The organism is Bacillus sp. 3G2 (assembly GCF_044324725.1).
GTDB lineage: Bacteria > Bacillota > Bacilli > Bacillales > Bacillaceae_G > Bacillus_A > Bacillus_A mobilis.
The window spans coordinates 2,062,455-2,088,626 of the sequence record NZ_CP172246.1 but is presented as its reverse complement, the minus strand read 5'-3'; the positions used below and the strand labels follow the sequence as shown (position 1 = coordinate 2,088,626).

The following is a 26,172-nucleotide window of genomic DNA, read 5'->3' as shown; positions in this document are numbered from 1 at the left end:
AATGAAAAGAGACGTTTTCACAACGAAAATGTCTCTTTTCATTTTATATTTTTTTAAAATGTTAATTCATAATGGAAATAACGATTATCTCTCAAATAACCATTTTCAGCGTATAATCGCTGTGCTGATAAATTATCGATTTCTGTTTGTAATTTTACACCTTTTGCACCATTTTCTAAGGCAAATTCTTTAGCAGCTTCTAGTAATTTTTTACCTGTTCCTGCTCCGCGCTTAGTGGCTTGTACAAACAGATCATTTAATATCCATAATTCCTTCATCGAAATGGAAGAAAATGATGGATATAATTGTGTGAATCCAATATATTCACCGTCTTCAACTGCTACGAAAATAACGGATTCTTTTCTCTCGATTCGATTTCGCAAAAATACTTTTGCTCCTTCTAGATCGGAATCTTGTCTATAAAACATACGATAGTTATTAAAAACTGATGCTAGTCCATCTAAATCTGCAATTGTTGCCTCATATATTCTCATTTTACTCCATTCCCCTTCCAATACTGTCTCATTATATCTGTTGCCCATTTAGGCTGTACAATTTCTTCTTTCGGCATAAACTCTTTCATTATCGGCTTTATATCCAATATAGGGGTGCCATCAATAGCATCTAACCCCTCAACAATAATTGATTTACCTTCTCTTTTGATCACCTTTACAATTGTAGATCCTATGCGATTCGGACGATTTTTCCCGCGCTGTGCAAAAATGCCTACTATAGGATAATCATTATTATTTCTAGGATGTCTAGCAAAATATTGAATTTGTTCATCAGTTACTTTATGAAAATAAAAAACAACTTCAATGTGAGAAAAATCTTCAATCCCTTGTATACTTTCCTCTGTATATATTTCAGTTAAAGTAATATAAGATCTTACTTCTCCCCACTCATCATCTTTTATTTCCTTTCTTTCATTATGTACAAATGCGATTGGCTGAACTGAAAACATACGCATTCCCCCTTAAATGTAACCACTTACATTATAAAATATTTTCTGAATGTTTTCCACAAACACGAACCAGGTTACATAATATAATTATAATCTAGTTTGTAAAGCAAAATTAACTGCTTCAACTGCATGTATATGAGTTGTGTCAAATATCGGAATAGATACGTCTTCCTGCTTTATTAATAATCCTATTTCTGTACAACCTAATATGATTCCTTGTGCCCCTTCTTGTACTAGCTCTTCTATAACTCTTTTATAATACTCCCTAGATGAAGATGTTATCTTTCCTAAACATAATTCTGTATATATTACTTCGTTTACCTTATCTCTATCTTTTTTTGATGGAACCATTACTTTTATATGATTTTCTTCTATGCGTAATTTATAAAAGTCTTGCTCCATTGTATATTTAGTTCCAAGTAAACCAACCTTTTGAATATCTTTCCTTTTAATTTCTTTTGCAGTTGCATCAGCGATATGTAAGACTGGAATATGAATATTCTCCTTTATTTTCTCAACTACTTTATGCATTGTATTTGTGCAAATAATTATAAAATCGGCTCCTCCCTTTTGTAATGAATTTGCTGCATTTCCTAATATTTCTCCTGCTCCATCCCAATCTCCGTTAGACTGGAATCGTTCAATCTCTTCAAAGTCCACACTATTAATCATACATTTTGCTGAATGTAACCCTCCTAATCTCTCTTTTATTTCTTCATTTATGATTCGATAATATTCAGAAGTTGATTCCCAGCTCATGCCACCAATTAAACCTATTGTTTTCATTACACAACCACCCACCTTATACTGTTTTTTAAAACTAATCACAACATTTTATTATGTATATTATACATAATAAAACAAGACTTTACGTTTGTAATATAAAGTCTTGTTTTAACTATTTCCAAGGAAATTTTATAAGAATATTCTGAAATTAATTACCTAATGTTTTTATAGAATCTTCATATTGATAATGAAAACACCCTCGATACAACTGTTTAATTTCATCATATGATGGCACACGTGGATTATTTGCTGGACTTCCACTTTCAATTGCATCTGATGCCATTTTAGAAATGGCTTTTTCAAATTCAACTTCACCAATTCCGTATTCTTTTAAGTTTGGAATACGAAGATCAAAACAAAGTTTTTTTATTTCCCTCAGCGTGTAGTCGGCTACTTCTTCATCACAATAGGAATACAAATCTTTATTTAAACAACGTCCAATCTTCGCTAGTCTTTTTACTGCATTAACTTTTGTATATTCTAAAACTGTAGGTAATAGTATTGCATTTGATATACCATGTGGTACATGAAATAACGCCCCTACTGGCCTGGACATTCCATGAACTAGCGTAACAGATGCATTTGAAAATGCGATTCCAGCTTGTAAGGACGCAATCATCATCGCTTCTCTTGCCTCCATATTCTCTCCATCTTCATATGCAATACGTAAATATTTCATAATACTTTCAATTGCGGAAAGTGCAAGTACATCGGTAAGTGATTGTGAAACTTTAGAAATATATGCTTCGACTGCATGACATAATGCATCTATCCCTGTTGCTGCTGTAATATGAGGTGGTACCGAACGTGTTAAAATTGGATCAATAATCGCTACTTGCGGGGTGAAATTTGGATGCTTCATCATCATTTTTACATCTGTTCGTTTATTCGTAATTACTGCTACACTTGTTACTTCCGATCCGGTACCAGAAGTTGTTGGGATTGCAATAAGTGGTAGCGGATCATTGTCTATTTCCATATTCTTTTGGACGTAATCTTCCACTTCTCCACCATTTGTATATAACACCGCAACTGCTTTCGCAGCATCAATACAACTTCCACCACCAATACCGATAATAAAATCACACTTTCCTTCTTTACAAAGAGTTAACGCTTCTAACACGTGTATATTGGTAGGCTCAGCATTTACTTTATTATATGTAATAACAGTTATACCTTTCGTACTTAATTGTTGTATACACCTCTCAACATATCCTAAATCCTCCATAATTGTATCCGTAACTATAAACGCTCTTTTCCCCAACTTCTTAGATTGTTCCCCCAGCTTTTCAAGCGAATTTCTTCCATATAATACAGACTTCGGCATACGAAACTCAGCAACTTCTTGCAAGTACTCCACCCCTTCTTACCCTAATTAATGTTTTAATTTATAAAATATCGACTTAATAAATTCCTGTTACAGTATAGAATGCAATAACTAAAAATACAGCAACCGTTTTCAAAATTGTAATAGCAAAAATATCTTTATATGACTGTTTATGTGTTAAACCTGTTACTGTAAGAATAGTAATAATTGCTCCGTTATGTGGTAATGTATCCATTCCTCCTGATGCCATTGATACGATGCGGTGCATTACTTCTAATGGAATATCAAATTGATTGGCCGCTGCAATAAACTTATCTCCCATTGCACTTAAAACGATCCCCATTCCTCCTGATGCAGAACCTGTAATACCGGCTAAAATATTTGTCGTTACTGCTCCATTCACTAAAGGATTTGTGAATGTGGCAGAAATACCATCTCTCATAATCGCGAATCCTGGAAGTGCTGCGATGACACCACCGAATCCAAACTCAGCTCCTGTATTCATCGTTGCAAGTAGCGCTCCACCAATACTTGTATTCAATCCAGCTTGAAATCCTGTTACTACTCGTTTCCAATATAATAATAACGTCATTACAATACCTATTATAAGTGCCAATTCTACTGACCAGATTCCAACTACTGCACTTAATTCTACTTTTCCAAATGCTTTCATACCAATTGTAGAAAAATCAAAACCATTCGGATACCACTTCGGTATCATAATAGTAAAAACTTTATTCATTACACCTACTAAAATAAGTGGTATAAAAGCAATCACTTGTTGTACTCTTGTAATTTCAATGCTTTTCAGTAATGGCATATCTTTTTGTTCTACTTGCACTTGCAAAGATGCTGCCATTTCAGTATCCCCATCGTTAAAACCAAAATACCCTTCTCCCGCTGCCTTCGCCTTCTTACGTCTACTCTCTAAATATAGTAAACCTAACGTCAGTACAAAAATTGCCCCTACAATACCTAGTATCGGCGCAGCATAAATGTCTGTTTTAAAAAACGTTGTAGGAATTACGTTTTGAATTTGTGGTGATCCAGGTAGCGCATCCATTGTAAACGTGACTGCTCCAAGTACAATCGTTCCAGGGATTAAACGTTTCGGGATATTCGCTTGTCGAAACAGCTTAGCTGCGAACGGATATACAGCAAACACTACTACGTATACACTAACGCCACTATACGTTAAGATCGCACCCATTAATACAATCGCTAAAATCGTACGTTTTTCACCAACTAACTCTATAATTGTCTTTGCAATCGAGTCTGCAATTCCTGACATTTCTACTACTTTCCCAAATATTGCCCCAAGTAAAAATACAGGGAAATATAGTTTAATAAAACCTACCATTTTCTCCATAAAAATATTCGAAAAGAAAGGTAATACAAAACTAGGCTCTGTCAAAAATACCGCAAATAATGCAAATATCGGTGCAAATAAAATAACAGAAAACCCTCTATATGCTACAAACATTAGTAAACTAAGTGCTAATAATATAATAACTAGCTCCAATTATACCCCTCCTTTAAACAGAAAATTCAAACTTTTATAGATAAATTTCTACTAATCTTTTGATTCTGACATCCCTCCTCTTATTCATACAAATTTTTCATGCTAAAAATGTCTAATTATACATATTCGATTACATATGAAAAATCCCTTTAAACAAATACGATTTGATCATCATACGTTATAAAGGGATTTTTAGTCTCTATATTTACTTCTTTACCAAACTATTTTCTAAACAAAAATGATGTAGTTCTTTTACATCCTTTACTATATGAGTCGCACCAACTTCAGTCAATTCTGTTTTACTACCATAACCGTATAAAACGCCAATTGAAGCAATTCCATTATGATTCGCACCGATTATATCGTGCTTCCTATCTCCAATCATAACAATGTCTTCTTGATTAAGGTCTTCATTTTTTTGTAAAATATGAGCAATGATCTCTTCTTTTTTTATTCTTGTACCATCTAAATTACTTCCGATGATATCTTCAAAATAATCCGTTAATTCAAAATGCTCTAGTACTTGTTTTGCAAATATAGTAGGTTTTGAAGTTGCTACAAATAAACGATTACCCGAACTTTTTAATTGTTGTAAAAGATCCGGAATACCTTCATATACATTGTTTTCAAATAATCCACTCTGCTTTAAATACTCACGAAAATAAAAAACCGCTCGTTCAACTTCTCCTTCCCCCATGTTATATCTCTCTATGAATGATTGCTGGATGGGCGGACCGATAAATGAGTCTAACTCGCTTACATGCAATTCTTCAATTCCAATCTTTTTTAATGCATACAATACTGAATTTACAACCCCTTCTTTTGGATCCGTCAATGTTCCATCTAAATCAAATAGAAATGTTTTGTACAAATTTAATCCCCCGCTCCTTTTTACTTTACATATTATATAGAAGTTTTTTCATAACCACCTTTTACTATACTATCATTATTTATCTTTTCAAAAAATTATTTCTTCTATGTCATACACTTTCAGTTACAAAGTGCAACAGATATGATAAAGTAAAAAAGTTACAATTAACTAAATAGAAACTGGTGAAACAAATGTCAATTACGTTAATCTTTATAATGGCTTTCACAATTATTATCCACGCAGTCGAAACAAGTTCTTATAGTATTCGATTAGCCGGTGTTCGTTTAAAAAAGATTGTCGTTGCCTTATCCGTCGTAGGGATGGTACTGCTTATTTCAAGAACATCTAACTTACTACAAGCCTTTTTAATTGGCGGGATTGTCGATGAAGCAAAACTAGATTCTTCTATTGATTTAGAGCATATTATACGGCTCGTTCTATTATCTGCCTCTGTTGGTACATTGCTTGCGATTATACTGTATCCAACTTTGACAAGACTATTTGGATACGTCATTCAAAACTTTGAAACAGACGGTTCTTTCATCCGAATGATAAAAACAAATAACATTCAAAAATTAAAGTATACAAAAAAATATGTACGATTTCCAAAATTAGAAATGATTCATAGACTACGTATTGGTGGTATTCCAAAACGCATTATGCTTATTAACATGTTTGCTACTGCAATTTATACAGCTGGCGTTCTGTCAGCCCTTTACGCTTCTTTTCTAAATCCAGATTACGCGACAAATGCAAGTACAGCTTCTGGACTTGTGAATGGTTTCGCTACTATTTTATTAACAGTGTTACTCGATCCACGTATTGCACTGTTAACAGAACGTGCTTTACAATCAGAAAATGGCGTTGAATCTATGAGTAAAATGTATGGTTGGCTAATGATATCTAGACTTCTCGGCACCTTATTAGCACAGCTTCTATTTGTACCAGGTGCTTACTGGATTTTATGGATTATTGAACTAATGCATTAATTTACTAGAAAGGTGAATTTATCAATGAATATAAAAACAGAGCAAGATATAATTCTCTTAATAGAAAACGACGAATGGATGATGAACGTATTACAAATGGCAAAATCACTAAATTTACCTGATTGGTGGATTTGCGCCGGATTTGTCCGCTCTAAAATTTGGGACACTTTACATAACTATGAAGCTAAAACAGCTATGCCTGATGTTGATGTGATTTATTATGATAGTCTACATAAAGATGAGGTATACGAACAATCATTAGAAACGAAATTAATAAATATTGATGCTACTATCCCTTGGTCTGTAAAAAATCAAGCTCGTATGCATGTAGTGAATAATATGCCACCATATTCTTCTTCTGTTAATGCTATTTCTAAATTTCCCGAAACAGCAACGGCTTTAGGGGTTACATTAGATGAAAAAAACAAAGTTATATTAACAGCTCCGTGCGGTATTGAAGATGTACTTTCCTTACAAGTAAGACCAACAGCTCATTTTCTTGAATCGAAAGAACGATTACATATGTACAAAAACAGAGTTATAAAAAAGAATTGGCAAAGTAAGTGGCCTAACATAACAATCACATATCCAAAAATTTAGAAAGGGTGCCTCTCATTTATAGAAGCACCCTTTTCTTCATTTCAAAAAATGTATGACTGTTTCTGCAAACCTATCTGCTTCCTCATAATGAGGTGAATGACCGCTCTCTTCAAATGCGATATACTTCCCATTTCGAGCATCTTTATTAAATATTTCAATTTGTTTTTCACACGTTACTACATCATGTTTTCCTACAATTAATAACATTGGATTTTGTACATCTTTTATTTTAGATAATAATGAAGTATGAAATGTTCCTTCTAATTTTAATCTATCAAAATGAATGTTGGAGCGACTTGAAAATATTCCCCACTCTTCATCACTATATAAACTCTCGTCTGTCACATCTTCCTTATAATTGTAAATCTCCATTCTATTTTCTTCTAATTCATTGCTTAGTCTTATATAAGCTTCTAGCAACTCTTCCGAACTCGCATTGCTAGATGAATAAGCAAGGGACTCTTCCGCTACTTCTTCTTTTCCATACTTTTTTAATAAATTCCTTGTCTTTTGTAACAAGGCCCTACTTGTTAACGCAAAATCAAAAGTTGGCCCTTCGAATATTATTTTCTCTATTGAACTTGGATATATCGACGCATATAACAACGCTACATATCCACCGAAAGAATGTCCAATTACGGACCACTTTTCAATTTGTAATGCTTTTCTTAGTTCCTCACAGTCTTCAATTAAATCATTTAATCCAAAAGCTTCGTCCTCAGTAATTTCTTCTGATCTACAAACACCCCTTTGATCTATCATCATTACATATAAAGAATCTTTTAAACGTTCCGCTTGATGGAATGAAAAATCATAGCAACTTTCTCCTGGTCCACCATGCAAGTATAAGACCGGTTTATTTTTAGGGTTTCCATGCGTTTCAACGTATAGCTTTTTCCCTCTAATGTTCATGTATTTCCCTGCTTCTATCAAATTCGTCATAAAAATCACCACTTTTTTACTGAATATTATAACATTTAACCTTAAATAATCCCTATTACATTTAAAAAGACGATGATGATTGCGAGTGGTGCTACAAATCGAAGTAAGAAAGCCCAACAAGTAAATACTTTCTTTCCATAATTACCACCTACAAAAAACTCTGCTTCTAGCACCTTCTTTTCCATTTTGAATGAAACGAAAATACTAATAAATAGTGCTCCAAGTGGCATTAATATATTACTAGATAAGAAGTCTACTGCATCAAAAATATTCTTTCCAAAAATCGTAATATCACTCCATACTCCAAATGATAACGCTGATGGTATACCTACTAAGAAAATACCGAAACCAATCATCCATGATAATTTCGTTCTCTTTTCTTGTTCACCATTTGCAAACGCTGAAACAACTGTCTCTAGTAAAGAAAATGCCGATGTTAATGTCGCAAATGTAAATAGTGCAAGAAATACTGTTAAGAAAAATCCGCCGAATGGAATTTGACTAAATACAGATGGTAATACGATAAATAACAACCCAGGCCCTTCTGTTGGCTCCATTCCTAATGAAAATACAGCTGGAAAAATAGCAAGACCCGCAAATAATGAAACAAATAAATTCAATCCAACAATTGTTATTGCTGATTTTGGTAAACTTTCTTTTTTATTTAAATAGGAACTATACGTGACCATAATCGAAATCCCGATACTAATGGCAAAGAATGATTGGCCCATTGCGAACAAAATACTTTCTGAAGTAATCTTTGAGAAATCTGGTTGTAAGAAAAACTTCACACCTTTCATTGCGTTATCAAGTGTTAGTGAGCGAACAATAAGAGCAACAAATAATACGAACAATGCTGGCAACATATATTTACTTGCTTTTTCAATTCCGTTTTGTACACCTTTTGATACAACCCAAATCGTAATAAACATAAAAGCGAAATGCCCTATAATCGCCCAAGCGGGATTTCCAATTGTTTCAGTAAATAATGCTCCGTAATTTTGTCCCGGAGTAATAAGTTGTCCCGTTACTCCTCTGAATAAATAAATTAACACCCATCCACCTACAACGCTATAAAACGAAAGTAGTATAAAACATGTTCCAACGCCAAGTCGTCCAATCCAGTGCCATCCTGTATTTGGCGCGATACTTTTAAATGCTCCAACCGCTTGCTTCTGTGTACTGCGGCCAATCATAAATTCAGCTATAAGTAGCGGTAGCCCAATTAATACAGTAAATAATATAAAGATTAAAAAGAATGCTCCTCCCCCGCTTTTCCCAGCAATATAAGGAAACTTCCATATTGCGCCAAGTCCAATTGCCGATCCTGCTGCAGCCATTATAAAACCTAATTTCGAAGTCCATTGCTCCGTCTGTTTCATCTTATTTTCCTCCTAATAAAATTACTTTATATGAATAATTAAATTTTACAAACCAATCCGAATAAACCCTCCATTTCTATTTCCATAAAATAAAAAAATGGCCTAGCATCTCTATATAAAGAGACGCTAAGCCATTTACTTAACGCGGTACCACCCTTATTGATTCCATTATGAATCCACCTTAGTAGTAATCGTTTGATTACAAACCTAATATCGAAGGTTAACCGTTAAGATTTACTAAGAATGTTATTCCGTTCCACCTTACTGCTCCTAGGCGAGTTCAGGATGTCATTTGGCTATGTCACACCAACCCATAGCTCTCTGTACAAATATACGACCTTACTACTCCTATTCAACACATTTAAATATTAAGAATATATTTTCTTTTGAAATTAATATGAAGTATATCGGTTATATTTATAACTGTCAAGGGATATATTAAAATTTGATGAGAAAATGCGGCATTTCCTTCCCCTATTATTAAGGGATAAGTCTTGTACAGTCCCTTGGAAAAGCACTCGCTTCTCGTACATTGGTTAATTCTAATAGTTTGTATACAACTCTCTCTAATCCAATTCCAAAACCACCGTGCGGAGGACAACCGTATCGGAATGTATTTAAATAAGATTGAAATTTATCTGGATGTAATCCTTTTTCTTTAAAAGAAGCAAGTAACATTTCATAATCATGAATTCGCTGTGCCCCTGAAGTTATTTCTAGCCCTTTATATAGTAAGTCGAACGAATCAGTAATAGATGGATTCTCATGATTCGGCATCGTATACATCGGTCTAGCTTCTTTCGGATAATGTGTAATGAAAACTAACTCACTCTTATATGTTTCCTTCACATATTTGCCTAGTAGCTTTTCACCTTCTGTATCTAAATCCCCAATTGGCGATTCTTTCCGGTATTTACTTTTTAAAATTTCTTGCGCTTGTAACAATGTAATTTTTGGTATTTCTGTAATAAAAGGTACTTCTATTTGTAATAGTTGTAGTTCTTTTTCACAATTTTTTGCTACTTGTTGAAACATATATCGTAAAACATCCGTTTCTAATTGCATCACTTCATAAAAATCATGAATAAATCCAAGTTCTACGTCTAACGATATATATTCATTCAAATGACGAGAAGAATTATGATGTTCCGCCCTGTAAACAGGTGCAACTTCAAAAACACGTTCTAACCCTCCAGCTACCATCATCTGTTTATAAAACTGTGGTGATTGTGCTAAATAAGCTTCTTTTTGAAAGTATGGAACTTTAAAAACATTCGCTCCTCCTTCTGCCCCTTGTGAAACAATTTTCGGAGTAAATATACGTGTGAAATCGTTCTCTATAAGAAATTCACTAAAGCTCTGAACAAGTGTAGATTTCACTTTAAATATCGCCGCGGTTCTCTCATGTCTTAATGATAATACCCGCTCATTCAGTAGTTGATCTAAGCCAACTTGCAATTTCTTTTTATTTATTTCAAATGGAAGTGGTTCTGCGCCATTTAATATTTTCACTTCATGAGCAAGCACTTCCACCCCTAATTCTGTTTTCGAAGTCTCTACTATTTGACCAACTACTTGCACGACACTTTCCACATCTACTTTAAATCCAGCTAACTCATTTTCTAAGACACATTGCATAACTCCTGATCGATCCCTTATTAATAAAAAACTAATATTACCTAGATGACGAATCTTTTTTACCCATCCTTGAAGTAATACAACCTTCCCGCTTTGCTTTGTACATTCTTTCGTGAGTGAACGCTTCATTATTGACTCCATTACTTTTCCCTCCAGTAATTTTATATTGATTTACGTTATTATTGTTGTCATCGTCATCATCCACGGTCACTCACCTCCTTTCAAAGAATACAAAAATCCGCCCCTATAAATAGGGACGGATTTTTCCGCGGTACCACCCAAATTGTCATAATGACCATCTTAGCCCTTATAACGGTAGGTACCGTTTGCTTTTACTAATTATCACGTTCAAAGCAACACTCACAGGTGTCTTTCCATCATGCGGTATCGCAATCTTCTCAGCAACCGATTGCTCTCTGTAGACCTTTGCATCATGTACTTTTCCTAATCATCACTTTTTATATTTACAGAGTATTCTATCTCTTTAGTTTATAAAACGCAAGCTTTTTAAATATATTTTCATTTTTCATATCCAATTTTGTACAATCTCCTCTAAAGCCATTCCACGTGAGCCTTTTAATAATACAACATCATTTTCCGTTATTACTTTTAATACTTCCTCTGCTATTTTGGTCTTATTATTAAATGACTGTACTTTTCCTGTATCATATTTCTTTCTTACTTCTTCCGCTACAATTTCAGCTAACTTTCCATAAGTAAATACATATTGAATGCTCTCTTCATTTAACATTTTACCAATTTCTCTATGATATGTTTCAGCATTCTTCCCTAGCTCCAACATATCCCCAATTACTATCATTTTTTTCTTATAGGCATTTAATGTCTGTAACGTTTCAATTGCAGCCTTCATTGAAGAGGGACTAGCATTCCATGCATCGTCAATAATTGTAAAACCTGTTTTGGCAGTTAAAAATTGAAAGCGCATATGAGTAATATTTACTTGCCGCAATGCTTCCTGTATTTTTTCTGTAGAGATATTGTAAAATTGACCTACGGCGATTCCGACAATTGTATTTAAAATATTATGTTTTCCATGCAAGGGAACATCGTACTGTATTTTTGAATCATTTAATTTAAAATGAACACCATATTCATCTAATTGCACGTTTGTTGGAAACAAATCATTTGTATACTTTTCACCAAATGCCTTACAATTTATACTCAATAGATTCTTATTTTTCAAAAGCAATGGTTCATCACCATTATACAAACATAATCCTTCATCTTTTAATCCATCAATAATTTCTAATTTAGCCTTCGCAATCTCTTCTCTTGATCCAAGCGTTTCTAAGTGAGACTGGCCAATCATTGTAATAATCGCTACATCCGGCTGTGCTATTATTGATAAGTTTCTAATTTGCCCTTTTTCACTCATCCCCATTTCAAGTATTAAAAACTCTGTATCTCGTTTCATCTCTAAAATTGTTAATGGTAAACCAATTTGACTATTAAAATTCCCCTTTGTTTTATGCACACGATAAGTTGTACTTAAAATCGTGCTTATTATATCTTTTACCGTTGTCTTTCCATTACTACCAGTAATTCCAATCACTTTTACATTTAGCTCTTTTCGATAAAATTGTGCCAATTGTTGCAAAGCAAGCAAAGTGTCATCTACAAATATAATTGGAATCCCTTTTGGCGGAGTACCATAAGACTTTTTCCATAAGGAAGCGACAGCTCCATTATCAATTGCCTCTTTCACATAATCATGTCCATCTTTCACTCTAATAATTGGGACAAACAAATTCCCTTTCTTAATTTTCTTGGAGTCAATGCAGATACCTTGTATCTCTATATTGTGAAATGATTCTTGTAGCCCTTCACCATCTATTACCTCTTCCAGTTTATTTAATTGTATTTGAATCAAATTATCACCTTTTTCCATTTTATTACATAAAAATTGTATTTATTTCGCATATTAATTAACAAATTTAAAGCGAGGTGTGTATATGAAAAAAACAATAAGTTTCTTTCTCCTTTTGTTATGCCTAATCGTAGTAAATGAAACATACGCCTATTCTCCAAAAGCTTTACCAATCTCCCAAAACTCTGATCAATGGAAAGTGAATATTGATGAACCAAAAAAAATAAGCAAAAAGACGCTTCAGGCTAAAAAAGATGAATTTCAAACATATCAATTTTCAGTAAAAAATGTTGGAAACAGTGAAGTATATAACGTACAAGTCGAAGTATTCCGCAACGAGCCAAAAACAAAAACGAAATATGAACTCTTTTCCCTAAAGGAAAGTCGTTTAGCAAGTGGAAAAACTGGATTTAGACATGCTAATTTTCCAGTTGCTACAAAAGCAGATGTAGTTGATGTAATCATTACTTGGCAAGAACACCCTTTCCGCTCCATGAGAAACGGTCAAAAAGTTGAGTCTAGAAAATTTAAAGAGCATTTTGTTTTTAAAGACGAAAAAAATAGATAGAATGTGGATACATTCACACTACCATTCATTTAGCTACCTTTACTAGTACCAGTTCATACGCAAATTAAAAAGTCGTGGCTTATAAATGCCACGACTTTTTATATTAATTCGTACTAATTCCTCTTGCTGCCCAAATACGATCGATATCAGCAGCATGTTGTCCGCCATATAAAAGAGCATCCGCTTGCTTAATTGCTTTTGCTCCATCACGGAATTTAGAGTTTGGTGTCAATGACCAATGTGATTGTAAAATAATTTTCGTTGCTACATCACGTCCAAAAGCTTGTGCCATCTCATATTGACCTTGAGCCCAAATTTCACCATCATCGTGTACTTCATTCTTTATATCTTTTGGATACACTTTATTATTATCTAAACGGCGTAAGCACGTTGGATCTGAACTAGAATAAGCAGTCGCATCCCATTCTCCAACACATGCTTTTCCGTATCCTGTAGTTGATACTGCATCTTCATACGTAGCACCTAAGAAGTCACCAAATCCTTCCCCCATCGCTCCGCCTTCTGCTGAACTACCAAAGCCCGGAACTTGGTTATCTTGAATCGAATGCCCATATTCATGTGCGATAATACCAGCATCTTCTGCATCATCTACTCCGCCAGTACCAAAAGTTAAAGCTTTCGTTGTCGGAGAATAAAATGAGTTGTCATCTGTCGTTCCATTCACATTCACTTTAATAGAGCGATTATTAATATTTTTAAACCCTAGACTTTGAATGTAACGTTGTAATGTGTCGATATGATAATACGACATCACATCTTCAAAGCTATCATTTGCTCTTGTGTAGTTAAATTGTAAGTTTGTAGATTTTGTTTTTGCTTTTGAAGAAATCGTAACATACTCTCCAATTAAAAATCCTGTTCCATCTAAGCCTTTTAACGTAACAGTCTTCAATTGGTTCGTTAGCGCCGGTGAATCTGCATCGTTATTATCTTTTAAGCCTACTTTACTACCACTAGATACGACCGGATTAGGTAAAAATACTTTTCCTGACCCTTCTGCTTTTCGGTTTATATCAACCTTTTTAATTAATTTTCCATTTTCTGCATCAATAAATGTTTCCCATGCACCAAACGGGTTATTAGAATGGACTACAACTTTATATACTGGACGAGCAATTCCCTCTTCAACAATATATCCGAATTCTTTCTCTGTAGGAGCCCATAAGTTTTGCTCACTTGTTTCTCCAACATATGCCATTGATTTTTGGATTGCATCTTTTTCACTAATTTTTGTCGTTACTTCCTTTACACCATTGACGGATTGATAATCAGAAACAGCAAGTACTCCTTTTCCCTCTCCGTTAAGTGTAACTGTAATTTGTTTTGAAAATACAGGCGCACCATTCACAACTTGTTGGAACCTAACATATGAAGCTACTGACGTTTCTGTTGTAGAAATATATTGCAAGTCTGAGAGGTCAGCTTTCAATCCATACTGCACAGCATTTTCTTTTAAATATTCAGTTGCTTTTTTCTGCGGTGAATAAGCTTCTAGCTTTACTTGTTGCTGTTTTTCTAATGCTGAAACCGTAGAAATCGTCCCCATTACTAATGGCACAGTCATTGCCATTGCCACCATTTTTTTATTAAACATAGAACCACTCCCCCTAATAAAGTAGCTCAACCTTATCCCATTACCACTAGGCAATCATTCCCCACAAAATGGGGGGATAAAAATTGAATCTACGAGTAATTCTCTATAAACAATTCTATTACCTTTCCATTTAGGGTGAGTGAAATTTTCTCAATATTTATGTGTAAAGTAAAAACAATACTTTAGAAAGAAATTTCTAAATCCATTCCTTCCCCCTGAAACTTTTCATATTACTGTGTAAAAAAATAGGCTATTTTTTACCTAACGGTAGGTTGAAAAAATCACTTGTGAATGATACGATTTTAATAACCTTTTTTTAGGAGGATCTATATGAGTAAAAGTGAAGAAACACTCTCTTCAATAATGGAAGCAAGTTATCGCCTTTTTGCTACGTACGGTATTGCTAAAACAACTTATACGATGATTGGTGAGGAGGTTGGTATCGCAAAACCATCTATATATTACTACTTTAAGTCTAAAGATGCCTTAATTGAATGTATTTTTACTGAATTATGTAAAGCGATGCAGTTCTCTTCATATTTTCATACAGAAGAATTTACGAAAACAAATTTTATTGAAAAATGCACTGCAATTGGACTTAAAATAATTGATGAACAGCGAAACGACCCTTATTTTAATCTGGTGTTACAAGAATATCTATTACTATCTTCCAGAAACAATATGTACAAAGATCGATTACTAACTGTGCAAACAGAATATTTACATGGATTTGAAGTACTCCTTACAAAAGCAAATGAACTTCAATTAATTGAAAATAAAAATCTAGTTTCAAAAGCTCATATGTTAGCATTAGTGCTTGATAATATCGGAAATTTTATGATGATTGACGCAAAGATAGATTATAAACAAATTTGGATTGAAGCTGTAAATAGCATTTTTGAAAGAAGGGATTGAAGTGAATACAAATAAGCGCATTATCGGCTTAGATTTTGCTAGAGCTTTGGCGATGTTTGGTATGCTACTTGTCAATTTCATGGTGATAACAGGTGCAGAAGGAAATGGTCCGCCTTTTTTAATAACCTTCATGTCAATATTTGAAGGTAGAGCTTCTGCTTTGTTTGTTATACTTGCAGGCACCGGTATAACTTTAATGACTAGGTCAGCCGTTGCTAGCAATGAACAAATAAAAATTTCTAGTAGTCGAAAGACCATATGGAAACGATCACTATTCTTATTTATTTTAGGATTACTACTATATGTTATGGAGTGGACTGGGGATATATTACACTACTACGGTGTTTACCTTTTCGTCGCTGCATTCCTTATTACAGTACGCAAAAAAGTATTACTATTGCTATCTATTATTATCCTACTCATCGCACAATCTCTTCAGCTTACTTTTAATACTTTCGAGGGCTGGGGAGGTCCAACTCCATTTATTAACTATGTAGACTTCTGGACAATAAAGGGTTTTCTTCGCAATTTATTCTTTAATGGATATCACCCAATTTTTCCTTGGTTCTCGTTCTTCTTAATCGGTATGATAATTGGCAGGTTAGATCTTCATAATAAGAAAATTAGAGAAAGATTACTCTTACTCGGTATTACAATCACAATATTGACAGAACTTTTATCAAAAGGACTTACACACTTTTTTATTCCATACATCGGCAAAGAGGCCGCCACATTTTTATTTAATACAGGACCCATCTTACCAAACATATTATATATTTTATCTGCTACAGGATCCGCTATTGCTATATTAATCATTTGCCTCAATATCGCTGAAAAATATACAAATAGTTGGTTTGTCACTTCCATTGTACAAACAGGACAGTTAACATTAACTCATTATGTCAGTCATGTATTTATCGGTATTGGGACATTAATTCTATTAAATAGAATGGAACATCAATCACTACTATTCGTTTTATTATTTGCTACTGCATTTTTCATTTTCAGCATTTTAATTAGTGTGTTATGGAGAAAGAAATTTTCTAGAGGCCCTATCGAATGGATTATGAGGAAATTGGCCGGATAAAGTGAAACTTTAATCAGTGGGGGGTTCTTCATCCCCCACTGATTATTAGCCCTCACCAATCGGACTTTAATGGGCAGCCCGCCCCCCACCTAAATTCTTTGCTTTCACTGAATTTTGAGGTGGTGGTCTTACTGCCCATTAAAGCGGGATAAATTTCCATCATACAAAAAGGAAGTTGGAATGATTCCAACTTCCTTTTTTCTTTAATGAGCCGCGCTTAATTTAATTCGAACTTTCGCTTCACCTAAAGATAGTTCATCGTCTTCATTCGTTAAGTGATCAAATGTAAATTGCTTAACGAGTAAATTTTCTTCCAATAAATCTTTATGGTTCTTTAATGTTTGTTGTAGTTCTTCCTCTGTATCAAGAATAACATCTACTCGTAAATTAACCGGTAAATTTAACTGTTTACGATATTCTTGAACTGCTCGAATGAATTCACGCGCTACTCCTTCTTGTAACAATTCTTCCGTGACATTCGTATCTAACATAACTGTATATTGTCCGTTAGTCGTATTAGAAAATCCTGATTTCGCGACTTTCTCGACTACTACATCTTCAGCTGTTACAAATACTTCTTCTCCTGGTGCAGCTTCGTAAACTGCTCTTTCTGTAGATACAAAGTGTTCTACTTCTTCTTTTGATAATTGTTTTAGCCATGTATTTACTGCGTTCACATTTTTACCAAACTTCGGCCCAGCTGTTTTAAAGTTCAGCTTTAATTGATAGGACGTATATTTCGTTTCATCGAGTTCAACATGGAACGCTTTGACATTTAGTTCATCCATGACGATATCACGATACGATTCCCAATCCATATCATTCTCATTATGTGCTAGTAATACAAGTTCCGCTAATGGCTGTTTTACTTTTAAAGAATGCTGATTACGATTACTTCTTCCAAGTTCAACAACTTGTAAAACTGCATCCATTTCTGCTTCTAATTTCGGCTGAAGTAGTGATTCATTCACAACTGGATAATCCTCTAAATGAACGCTACTTCCAGTTAAATTTAAATGAATATCTTCAGCGACAAACGGTGTAAATGGTGCGATTAATTTACTAATTGTCACAAGCACTTCATGAAGTGTCTCATACGCAGCTGCTTTTTCGGCATTCATACCAGACTCCCAGAAACGATTACGTGATCGTCTTACGTACCAGTTACTTACTTCATCTACAAGTGCCGCGATTTCACGAGCTGCATTCGTAAATTGATAATCATCAAGTGCTGTTCTCACTTTTTTCGTTGTGCTATGCAATCTTGATAATACCCATTCATCCAATTTCGTCCGCTTTACATCATACGTTTCTTTCGGATTATACTCATCTAAATTTGCATATAAAACGTAGAAACTATACACATTGACTAATGTATCTACAAATTTAGATTTTGCTTCTAGTACTGTTCTTTCAGAAAAACGCTTCGCATTCCACGGAGCACTGTCGACGAGTAGCGCCCATCTTAAAGCATCTGCACCAAATTGATTGACTAAATCAACTGGATCTAGTGCATTCCCTTTACTTTTAGACATTTTCTGGCCTTCTTCATCTAATACATGCCCTAGTGATAGCACTCGTTTATACGGTACTTTTCCTGTATAAAGTGCTGATACTGCTAATAAACTATAAAACCATCCGCGTGTTTGATCAATGCCTTCTGCAATTACATCTGCTGGAAACTGTTCTTCAAATAACTCTTTATTTTCAAATGGATAATGATATTGCGCAAATGGCATGGAACCACTATCAAACCAAACATCAATTACTTCTGGTGTACGATTCATTGTACTTCCGCATTTTTCGCAGCATACTTGCACTTCATCTACATATGGCTTATGCAATTCTAAATCTTCCGGTGTTTCTTTCGTACTGTGCTTTCTTAAATCAGCAATGCTTTTCGGTGCGAATTGATGATCGCAACTTTCACATTCCCATACGTTTAATGGTGTTCCCCAATATCTATTTCGGCTAATATTCCAGTCCACCATATTTTCTAAAAACTTACCAAAGCGTCCATGTTTCATATGATCTGGATACCAAGTAACAGAATCGTTATTTTGTAAAAATGTATCTTTAATTGCAGTTGTTCGGATTAACCAACTCTCTCCTGCATAATAAAGAAGTGGTGAATCACAGCGCCAGCAATGTGGGTAGCTATGTTCATACTTTTCTTTATGATATAGTAAGCCTTCCTTCGCTAAATAACGAACGATATCCACGTCACAATCTTTTACAAATTTCCCTTTCAAAAATGGTACTGCTTCTGTATACTCACCTTTCTCATCTACAACATGTAAGAATGACAATCCTGCACTTTGAACGACTCTATAATCGTCTTCCCCATATGCTGGAGCGATATGAACAAGTCCTGTACCACTATCTGCCGTGACAAAATCTGCTGCGATAACGTGGTAGCCATTTGTAACTTCTTTCATTAGAAATGGCGGCACATAAGATGTGTCTACTAATTCTTCACCTTTATGGACAGATAGTACTTCATAGTTTTCTTTTAATACATGTTGTACACGTTCTTTCGCAACAATGTATACATGACCTTCTTGTTTCGCTTTCACGTATTCCATATTTGGATGTACAGCGAGCGCAACATTTGCTGGAAGTGTCCAAGGTGTCGTTGTCCAACCTAGGAAATACTCATTTTCACTATCTTTCACTTTAAACTTAACTGTTGCACTTAAATCTTTTACTGTTTTATACCCTTGTGCAACCTCATGTGAACTTAGTGAAGTTTGACAACTTGGGCAATATGGTGAAACTCTATGTCCCTTATACAATAAGCCTTTTTCATGAATCGTCCCTAAAATATGCCATACACTTTCAATATATGGATTCTCTAACGTAACGTATGGATCATCCATATCTACCCAATAACCGATGCTTTCAGTGAATTCACGCCACTGCTTCTCATATGTGAATACACTTTCTTTACACTTCTGAATAAATGGCTCAATTCCATACTCTTCGATTTCATGTTTACCAGAAATACCGAGTTGCTTCTCAACACCTAATTCTACAGGTAAACCGTGTGTATCCCATCCCGCTTTTCTTAACACTTTATAACCAGCCATCGTTTTATATCTTGCTACTACATCTTTAATTGTCCGTCCAAGTGCATGACCTACATGCGGTAATCCATTCGCCGTTGGTGGTCCTTCATAAAACACAAAAGATTGTGCGCCTTCTCGATTCTGAATTGATTGCTCGAAAATACTTTGCTCGTTCCACTGCTTACGAATACGTGTTTCTCTCCCTACAGCTGACTCTTTTACATCTACTTTCTTCATCTACAATCACTCCTTTGAATGTTTTAAAGCACACAAAAAACCCGTCCCTATAAAGTAGGGACGGGTTTACCCGCGTTACCACCCTAATTCTATTAGCTCTTCACTAATAGCACTTAGCAACGTACTGTCATACGTGTTCTTTGTAACGGTAGACATCCGTCCGGGCTTACTTATTTTCAGCCTCGGCTCCTCGGAGATGATTTTCAAATAACGTCTGAACACCGGCTTTCAGCAACATACCGGCTCTCTGGGGAACAGTGCACTATTTTACTCTTTCTCGTCTTCAGATTTGTATACTTTGTTAAAAGCTATTTTATGCCATTAGGCAATAAATTGTCAACTAATTCAAAATATATTTTTATTTATGCCCTTTTTCGCGATTGTTATACAATTACTTTTCAAATTCTCGTATTCCAGCTAAATCTTCATCTTCTTCAATAAGCTCAGCAAAGAATCCTGATTCATCCTCACGAAGAACAATTTCAAGCTCTTCCTTCGCCTCTTCAATTCTGTTTAACTGTGCTAAATAACAAGCACGATCGTATCTTGCTAACAAATTACTTGCATCCATTGTTAATACATCATTTGTTATTTTTTCTGCCTTTAGTGTTTGTCCGGCACCATGATATGAAGACGCTAAAGAAAGAAGAATTGCTGTTTCATTTGGATGATGTATAGAAGCATTTTCTAATATATGAATCGCCTCTTCAAACCTTTCTTGACTTTGATACATTTCTCCTAAAGCAAGAAACGCTCTACTTACAAACGGTGTTTGCTCCGTTAACTGTAAGGTAATTTTTTCTGCTTTTCTTTCTTCCCCTATTTTAAAGAATACTTGTGCTTGTAAAAGAAGCGTATCATAATCATCTGGTAACTCTCGAACCATTTGCTTCGTTAATTCTGAAGCATCCCGTAACATATCTTCTTCCTCACACTCTATGAAAAGATTTACAAGTTGCTTCGCTACATCGTAATCCCATCTATTTTCTAACGATGTTTGCAATACATCTATCGCCTCTTTATACATCGCCACATTCCCGTAAAACAGTGCAAATCGCTGCGCTGCCATACTATTTTTTTGATTCAACTTTAACGAAATTTCATACAAATCAATGATTGTAGTAATAATCGAAATTTCTTTCGCACGGTTTTTCATACGATAAAAGGCTCTCGTAATTATGGATTTCTTCGGCTGTTCATTTTGTTGACGTTCAATCCATCTTTCCGTCACCGCAGATGCAGCATACATAAATGCCATACTTCTTTCTGCCTTTTTCACTTTTAATGTATGAAGAAAATCTCGTATGTTAGACAATTTCTTATGTTGTTCTATCGCTTTTACGTATACCTCAAATATACGTTCATTATTTACATCTTTTTGTATCACTTTCATTGCAATTTCAATTGCTTTTTCATTTCTACTTTTCACTAACACTTTTGCATAATGATATAGAACTTCTGTATGCTCACCATCTATTTGTAGCGCGTTTTCAATCCATGCTTGTTCTTTATCTATTTCATCCATCGCTCCATACACATATGCAATCGCATCTAGTCGCCATATTTCAGGTACTTCGTCCGCTAATTGTTCTAATTCAGTCAGCAATTCTTCATGAAGATTCATTTCTACTGAAAGCTGTGCCAAATATTCCATATTAATATGCAACGGCTCTTCTTTCATCGCCTGAACCATATGATTTTGCTCTTTAGAACGGTTTTCTTCTTTTTCGTATATTTCCGCAAGCTGTAAATGTACCCCTACGAAATGCTCATCAAGCTCTAAACATGTTTCATACGCTTGTTTCGCTTCTGTCAATTGCCCTAATACCATAAGTGTTTCACCAATTCGGTAATACGGTAATGCCGTTTCCTTTTGTTCTATCGCCCTTTTATATCTTTTCATCGCTTGGCCGTACTGCCCAATAGATTCATATAAAATACCTATATAACAACCGTATTCACTTACCTCATTTCTTTCTTTGTGTAACGTTCTTAAGAATGCTATTCCTCGTTGTACAAATACCGTTCCTTTAATTCGATTCACATATTCATCTAATGCACTTGCTACATTATATTCGCTCTGCTTTATACCATTCTCTAACTTAGACAATGCTACTTTAAAGCCTTCTTCACTTCCACCAAGTTCAACCTCAGCATCCCATAAAACCATTCCCGCATTCATAAGAAAATCTTGGCTCTTTTCAATTTGCTTTTCAATACCGAGTATATATTGTTTTGCTTCCTTGTATTGTTCTCTTGCCATATAAACTTGCGTAATTCCGAAGTGAGAATAAACATCATCATGATTTTCTTCTAAAGCACGAGTATACAATGTTTCTGCTTCTTCCAGGCTATCATTTTGAAAATGATAGTCACCGAGTTTTACATATAAAGGTGCCTTATCGTCACAATTCTTAATACCTTTTAATAAAATTTCTTTCGTACGTTCCTCATCCTTCAAATCAGATTCGTATATTTCCGAAAGTTTCGTATAAATGTAAGGTGCATTACTATCTAAATGAATCGCTATTTTAAGCCCTTTTATCGCTAAATGTAATTTCCCTAAATGATGCGCACATCTCGCTCGCTCATACCATACATGTGCCTCATTTTTATACTCTTTTAACAGATCATTAAAAATTTCATACGCTTCTTCATATCGTTCTAAATCTATTAATATTAATCCGTGATTCGTTAAAGTGAATCGCTCTGGACTACGTTCTAAAGCAACTTGAGAAAACTGCAACGCCTTTTCAGATTGGTCGATATACATATATGATAAAGCGAGAAAACTCCAAGCAATCGGCTGATCTGCATCTAATTGTAATGAGGAACGAAAACTTGAAATTGCTTCTATATAACTTTCCTGTTCAAAAGCATACCTTCCGTTTATTAAATGATATAAAGCACGATTATTTTTCTTCTCAACACACGCGAGCATTTGCCCTGCTTTTTCTAATTCTTGAAGGCGAATAAAACACTGCGCACCATGCAATTTAACAAAATCTGAGTTCGGAAACTTCTCCATTAACTTTTCAATACAACTTATAATAAACTCATTATCTACTTCAACATCTAAATGCTTAACCGTATATAACCACGTATTCGGATTATCACTCGTCTCTTTTAAAAATTGTACTAAGTTATGAATCCCCTCTTTATCATGTTCATCTAAATGGTCCGTAAGAGAAAAAATAGTTTTAAAATAATGATTTTCTTCTTCATTTAAAAATGCTAGTTGCTCCTTCTTTTCTTTCGGAACAAACGTAATCGCTAAACACCCTGTGTAACGATATTTTTCTTGTAACTTACTATATTCCACAATAACGGGTTCTATAAAGTTCGGATCTTGAACATAAAAAGCTTGTAACGTATCATCATACCCACATAATACTTGCACATGTGAAGCATGCTCAATATCTATACTTAATAAAATAGGAATCCCTTCATCCAGTAGTCTCTTATAACTTTCTTCATTCCCTTTAAAATAACGATATTCATAACCTAATTCTTCTAAATAAGAAACAGTATCTGAAAACTTCGAGCCTGTCATATCAAAGATAAATTCTGCTATTTCATCTTGTGTACGTTTTTCTCCCCATAACTGCAACATCATTTCTAAACTTGTCGGAACACAATAATTATCCTTTTGTACAATCGGAACTATCGGTAAATGAACCTTTTTGCCATCTGGATTTTTTTCTAAATTATGATATAAAGACTCTTTTAAACTTTTTTCTTCTTTTAATAACTGTTGTAAATCTGCAAGTTTATTCATTTTGTAAAGCGCTTCTGCACGTAAATGTACAAAGTAAGTTTTATACGCATGATAAGGAAGCTGATTATTTATGTTATCTATTACCGCTAACATCTCTTCATACTTCCTTAAATCTAATAAATATTTTACCTTTTCAAAATGAAAATATGGTACTTGCGGGAACTTTACAATCGCATCATCAATTAGCTGTAATGCACGTTTTTGTTCTCCTTGATTCGCATATAACTGTGATAACAAATAGGTAGATAGCTCTTCACAATCTTTATGCTGCATGCCAGCTATAAATTGTTCTTCTGCTTTCTCCCATTCACCTGTATGCATATAAACGTAGCCCCATTTATCAAATACAGCACGTGCACTGTACTCCTCTGCCTTTTGCATATAGATTAGGGCTTCTTCATTTCGCTTCATTTCCAACAAACATCGTACTAACGTAAAATATGTTTTCGCTAAAAGATCAACTTCTATTTCTTCTTTATTTACCTCTTCTAATGATTCTTTTAACAACTGTTCTACTTCAAGTATTTTTCGCTCATCAATTAACTCATCACAATATAAAGAGAGCGTTCTCAAATTCGGGAATTTTTTATAGGCGTAGCGAATGAGGAATGAACTGTATTGGTGCATAAGCCCTTCATCAGTAAGACGTATTAATATGTCAAACTCCTTATGTGAAGGAATATTAGCAAGCCAATTCTTCAAATAGGATAAAGTATTCTTTTCTTTTATATATGAAATTTCATTATTTATTTCCTGTAATCCATCTATAAATCTCTTGTCTTTCAAACAAGCATCTAACTGCTTAAAATCTAGCATGTATTCACCTCGAATATTTATTTGCACTGCTACTTGCTTAGATTTTACACATCATATTGTAGGTATTCAACTAAAATCTCCTATAATGGATAGTATTATTTAATATTATTCGAATTTATAACAAAATATAGTAGAAATGATTGTTTTTCTCCATATTTTGAGGATCTTATCTATTGAAAGCTGGAATCAGCACATGCAATTATATCGGCGATAATACGGTGGATATCGACTTACTGACAAAAAGTGACAACCCTCAATAAATCGCTATCTTTCAACATCCTATGTCACCAAATGTAATTTTCATATTCGGAGCATATACTAAAGAAGAGTGCATTTGAAATGCTTTAAAAAATCGGAGTTCAGCTTCATATTGAGCTAGTGCATCATTATATGTTAATCCTCTTGTCATTAAACGATCTATAAATTGCTTCTTATCACCTGGATTCCCTGCAATCCCCTCTTCTTTTAATGAATGATACAAACTTCGTTTATCATTATCATTATGCTGCAAATTAGAATCTAAAAAGTTCACTTTATCACTTACTCTACATTCAATATTTTTTACGCCTAGTTCACTTAAAAACGTCGGTACTTTCATACCAATATTTCCATCTTTTCCGCTTCTCTGCGTGTCACTTTCAAATAATTGCTGCAAAGCACTTAGCCTAATAATTTCCGATTGATTCTCTCCATTTAAATAATATGAAGACATATTTGATATCCAGTGTGGTTCAAAACAAATTATTTTTCCGCCCCTTTTAACTGAATGCATCATTTTTTGTAGCATCGTTTTTGGTGAACTCAAATGTAATAAGAAAGCATGACAGATTGCTATATCGTATGTATCGTTCAATTCAATTTCTGTAGCATCACCCTCAATAAATTGTGACTCATACGGAAGTAAGCGAAACAACTCTCTCGCTTCAGCTAGTAATGTTTCTCCACTATCAATGCCTGTATACTTTGATCCTTTTGGAAGTAATGGCATTAATATTAGGCCTAAATAACCATATCCACAACCATAATCAACGATATGTACGGGCTTAGTAATCTTCCAAACTGTATTTACTAAAAAGCTTACATAATCGTCATTGTAATATAAATCTCTCGTGTTTTTTAAATATGTTAGTTTACTGTTCCAGTCGTACGTTTCCAAGTTTAACGCCTCCTTTTTATATA

The 26,172-nt window shown here is 34.3% G+C and carries 19 protein-coding genes and 3 other annotated features; of the genes, 5 read left to right on the top strand and 14 right to left on the bottom strand.

The annotated features are described in order from the left end of the window. Positions 1-53: 53 nt before the first annotated feature. From ACHZK0_RS10650 to ACHZK0_RS10625, 6 genes are all read right to left on the bottom strand, one after another. Positions 54-494: a GNAT family N-acetyltransferase gene (locus tag ACHZK0_RS10650; protein WP_061679521.1), complete on the bottom strand. Its 441-nt coding sequence runs from the start codon at positions 492-494 to the stop codon at positions 54-56. Further along, complete coding sequence (locus ACHZK0_RS10645) at positions 491-964, bottom strand: SAM-dependent methyltransferase (RefSeq protein ID WP_132132033.1); 474 nt, start codon at positions 962-964, stop codon at positions 491-493. The genes ACHZK0_RS10650 and ACHZK0_RS10645 overlap by 4 nt, the downstream gene beginning before the upstream one ends. Positions 965-1,051: 87 nt before the next feature. Then, positions 1,052-1,750, bottom strand: coding sequence for an aspartate/glutamate racemase family protein (locus ACHZK0_RS10640; protein WP_395761523.1), 699 nt, complete (start codon positions 1,748-1,750; stop codon positions 1,052-1,054). 148 nt (positions 1,751-1,898) lie between these two features. Then, positions 1,899-3,101: an alcohol dehydrogenase EutG gene (gene eutG / locus ACHZK0_RS10635; protein ID WP_270341278.1), complete on the bottom strand. Its 1,203-nt coding sequence runs from the start codon at positions 3,099-3,101 to the stop codon at positions 1,899-1,901. Between the two features lie 52 nt (positions 3,102-3,153). Continuing rightward, positions 3,154-4,599: a GntP family permease gene (locus tag ACHZK0_RS10630; RefSeq protein WP_395761522.1), complete on the bottom strand. Its 1,446-nt coding sequence runs from the start codon at positions 4,597-4,599 to the stop codon at positions 3,154-3,156. A 205-nt stretch (positions 4,600-4,804) separates the two neighbouring features. Beyond that, positions 4,805-5,470: an HAD family hydrolase gene (locus tag ACHZK0_RS10625; protein ID WP_262741665.1), complete on the bottom strand. Its 666-nt coding sequence runs from the start codon at positions 5,468-5,470 to the stop codon at positions 4,805-4,807. 191 nt (positions 5,471-5,661) lie between these two features. On the opposite strand from ACHZK0_RS10625, the gene ACHZK0_RS10620 reads away from it, so the two are divergent. Together ACHZK0_RS10620 and ACHZK0_RS10615 are read left to right on the top strand one after the other, a co-directional pair. Continuing rightward, positions 5,662-6,459, top strand: coding sequence for a lipid II flippase family protein (locus tag ACHZK0_RS10620; protein WP_270341276.1), 798 nt, complete (start codon positions 5,662-5,664; stop codon positions 6,457-6,459). 24 nt (positions 6,460-6,483) lie between these two features. Then, positions 6,484-7,059, top strand: a complete 576-nt coding sequence (locus ACHZK0_RS10615) for a nucleotidyltransferase family protein (RefSeq protein WP_262741667.1) — start codon at positions 6,484-6,486, stop codon at positions 7,057-7,059. Between the two features lie 36 nt (positions 7,060-7,095). Here the strand turns inward: ACHZK0_RS10615 and ACHZK0_RS10610 are convergent, their stop codons facing one another. From ACHZK0_RS10610 to ACHZK0_RS10595, 4 genes are all read right to left on the bottom strand, one after another. Continuing rightward, the gene (locus ACHZK0_RS10610; protein ID WP_262741668.1) at positions 7,096-8,001 is read right to left on the bottom strand and encodes an alpha/beta fold hydrolase; all 906 of its coding nucleotides are present in this window, start codon (positions 7,999-8,001) and stop codon (positions 7,096-7,098) included. Positions 8,002-8,042: 41 nt separating this feature from the next. Then, on the bottom strand, positions 8,043-9,383 hold the full coding sequence (locus ACHZK0_RS10605; protein ID WP_262741669.1) for a sodium-dependent transporter: 1,341 nt from the start codon (positions 9,381-9,383) through the stop codon (positions 8,043-8,045). A gap of 116 nt (positions 9,384-9,499) precedes the next feature. After that, positions 9,500-9,748 (bottom strand) — a binding site (T-box leader). Between the two features lie 115 nt (positions 9,749-9,863). Next, entirely contained in the window at positions 9,864-11,162 is a 1,299-nt protein-coding gene (gene aspS / locus ACHZK0_RS10600; protein WP_395761521.1) for an aspartate--tRNA(Asn) ligase, read from the bottom strand. A gap of 108 nt (positions 11,163-11,270) precedes the next feature. Further along, positions 11,271-11,482: a binding site (T-box leader), on the bottom strand. Between the two features lie 65 nt (positions 11,483-11,547). Beyond that, entirely contained in the window at positions 11,548-12,930 is a 1,383-nt protein-coding gene (locus ACHZK0_RS10595; RefSeq protein ID WP_270607179.1) for a UDP-N-acetylmuramoyl-tripeptide--D-alanyl-D-alanine ligase, read from the bottom strand. Positions 12,931-12,994: 64 nt separating this feature from the next. Between ACHZK0_RS10595 and ACHZK0_RS10590 the strand changes: the two genes are divergently transcribed. Continuing rightward, on the top strand, positions 12,995-13,477 hold the full coding sequence (locus ACHZK0_RS10590) for a hypothetical protein (protein ID WP_270341222.1): 483 nt from the start codon (positions 12,995-12,997) through the stop codon (positions 13,475-13,477). A 103-nt stretch (positions 13,478-13,580) separates the two neighbouring features. On the opposite strand, the gene ACHZK0_RS10585 is transcribed toward ACHZK0_RS10590, so the two are convergent. After that, positions 13,581-15,092: a M36 family metallopeptidase gene (locus tag ACHZK0_RS10585; protein ID WP_262741673.1), complete on the bottom strand. Its 1,512-nt coding sequence runs from the start codon at positions 15,090-15,092 to the stop codon at positions 13,581-13,583. Between the two features lie 330 nt (positions 15,093-15,422). Between ACHZK0_RS10585 and ACHZK0_RS10580 the strand changes: the two genes are divergently transcribed. Then, the gene (locus ACHZK0_RS10580) at positions 15,423-16,007 is read left to right on the top strand and encodes a TetR/AcrR family transcriptional regulator (RefSeq protein WP_262741674.1); all 585 of its coding nucleotides are present in this window, start codon (positions 15,423-15,425) and stop codon (positions 16,005-16,007) included. Position 16,008: 1 nt separating this feature from the next. After that, complete coding sequence (locus tag ACHZK0_RS10575) at positions 16,009-17,094, top strand: DUF418 domain-containing protein (RefSeq protein WP_395761520.1); 1,086 nt, start codon at positions 16,009-16,011, stop codon at positions 17,092-17,094. Between the two features lie 203 nt (positions 17,095-17,297). On the opposite strand, the gene ileS is transcribed toward ACHZK0_RS10575, so the two are convergent. The 3 genes from ileS to ACHZK0_RS10560 form a co-directional block, all read right to left on the bottom strand. Continuing rightward, the gene (ileS, locus tag ACHZK0_RS10570) at positions 17,298-20,399 is read right to left on the bottom strand and encodes an isoleucine--tRNA ligase (RefSeq protein WP_395761519.1); all 3,102 of its coding nucleotides are present in this window, start codon (positions 20,397-20,399) and stop codon (positions 17,298-17,300) included. A gap of 53 nt (positions 20,400-20,452) precedes the next feature. After that, positions 20,453-20,692 (bottom strand) — a binding site (T-box leader). A 98-nt stretch (positions 20,693-20,790) separates the two neighbouring features. Next, positions 20,791-24,993 carry a tetratricopeptide repeat protein gene (locus tag ACHZK0_RS10565; protein WP_395761518.1) on the bottom strand — a complete coding sequence of 1,401 codons (4,203 nt, stop codon included), beginning with the start codon at positions 24,991-24,993 and terminating at the stop codon, positions 20,791-20,793. A 271-nt stretch (positions 24,994-25,264) separates the two neighbouring features. Further along, positions 25,265-26,149 carry a class I SAM-dependent methyltransferase gene (locus ACHZK0_RS10560; protein ID WP_395761517.1) on the bottom strand — a complete coding sequence of 295 codons (885 nt, stop codon included), beginning with the start codon at positions 26,147-26,149 and terminating at the stop codon, positions 25,265-25,267. Between the last annotated feature and the right edge of the window lie 23 nt (positions 26,150-26,172).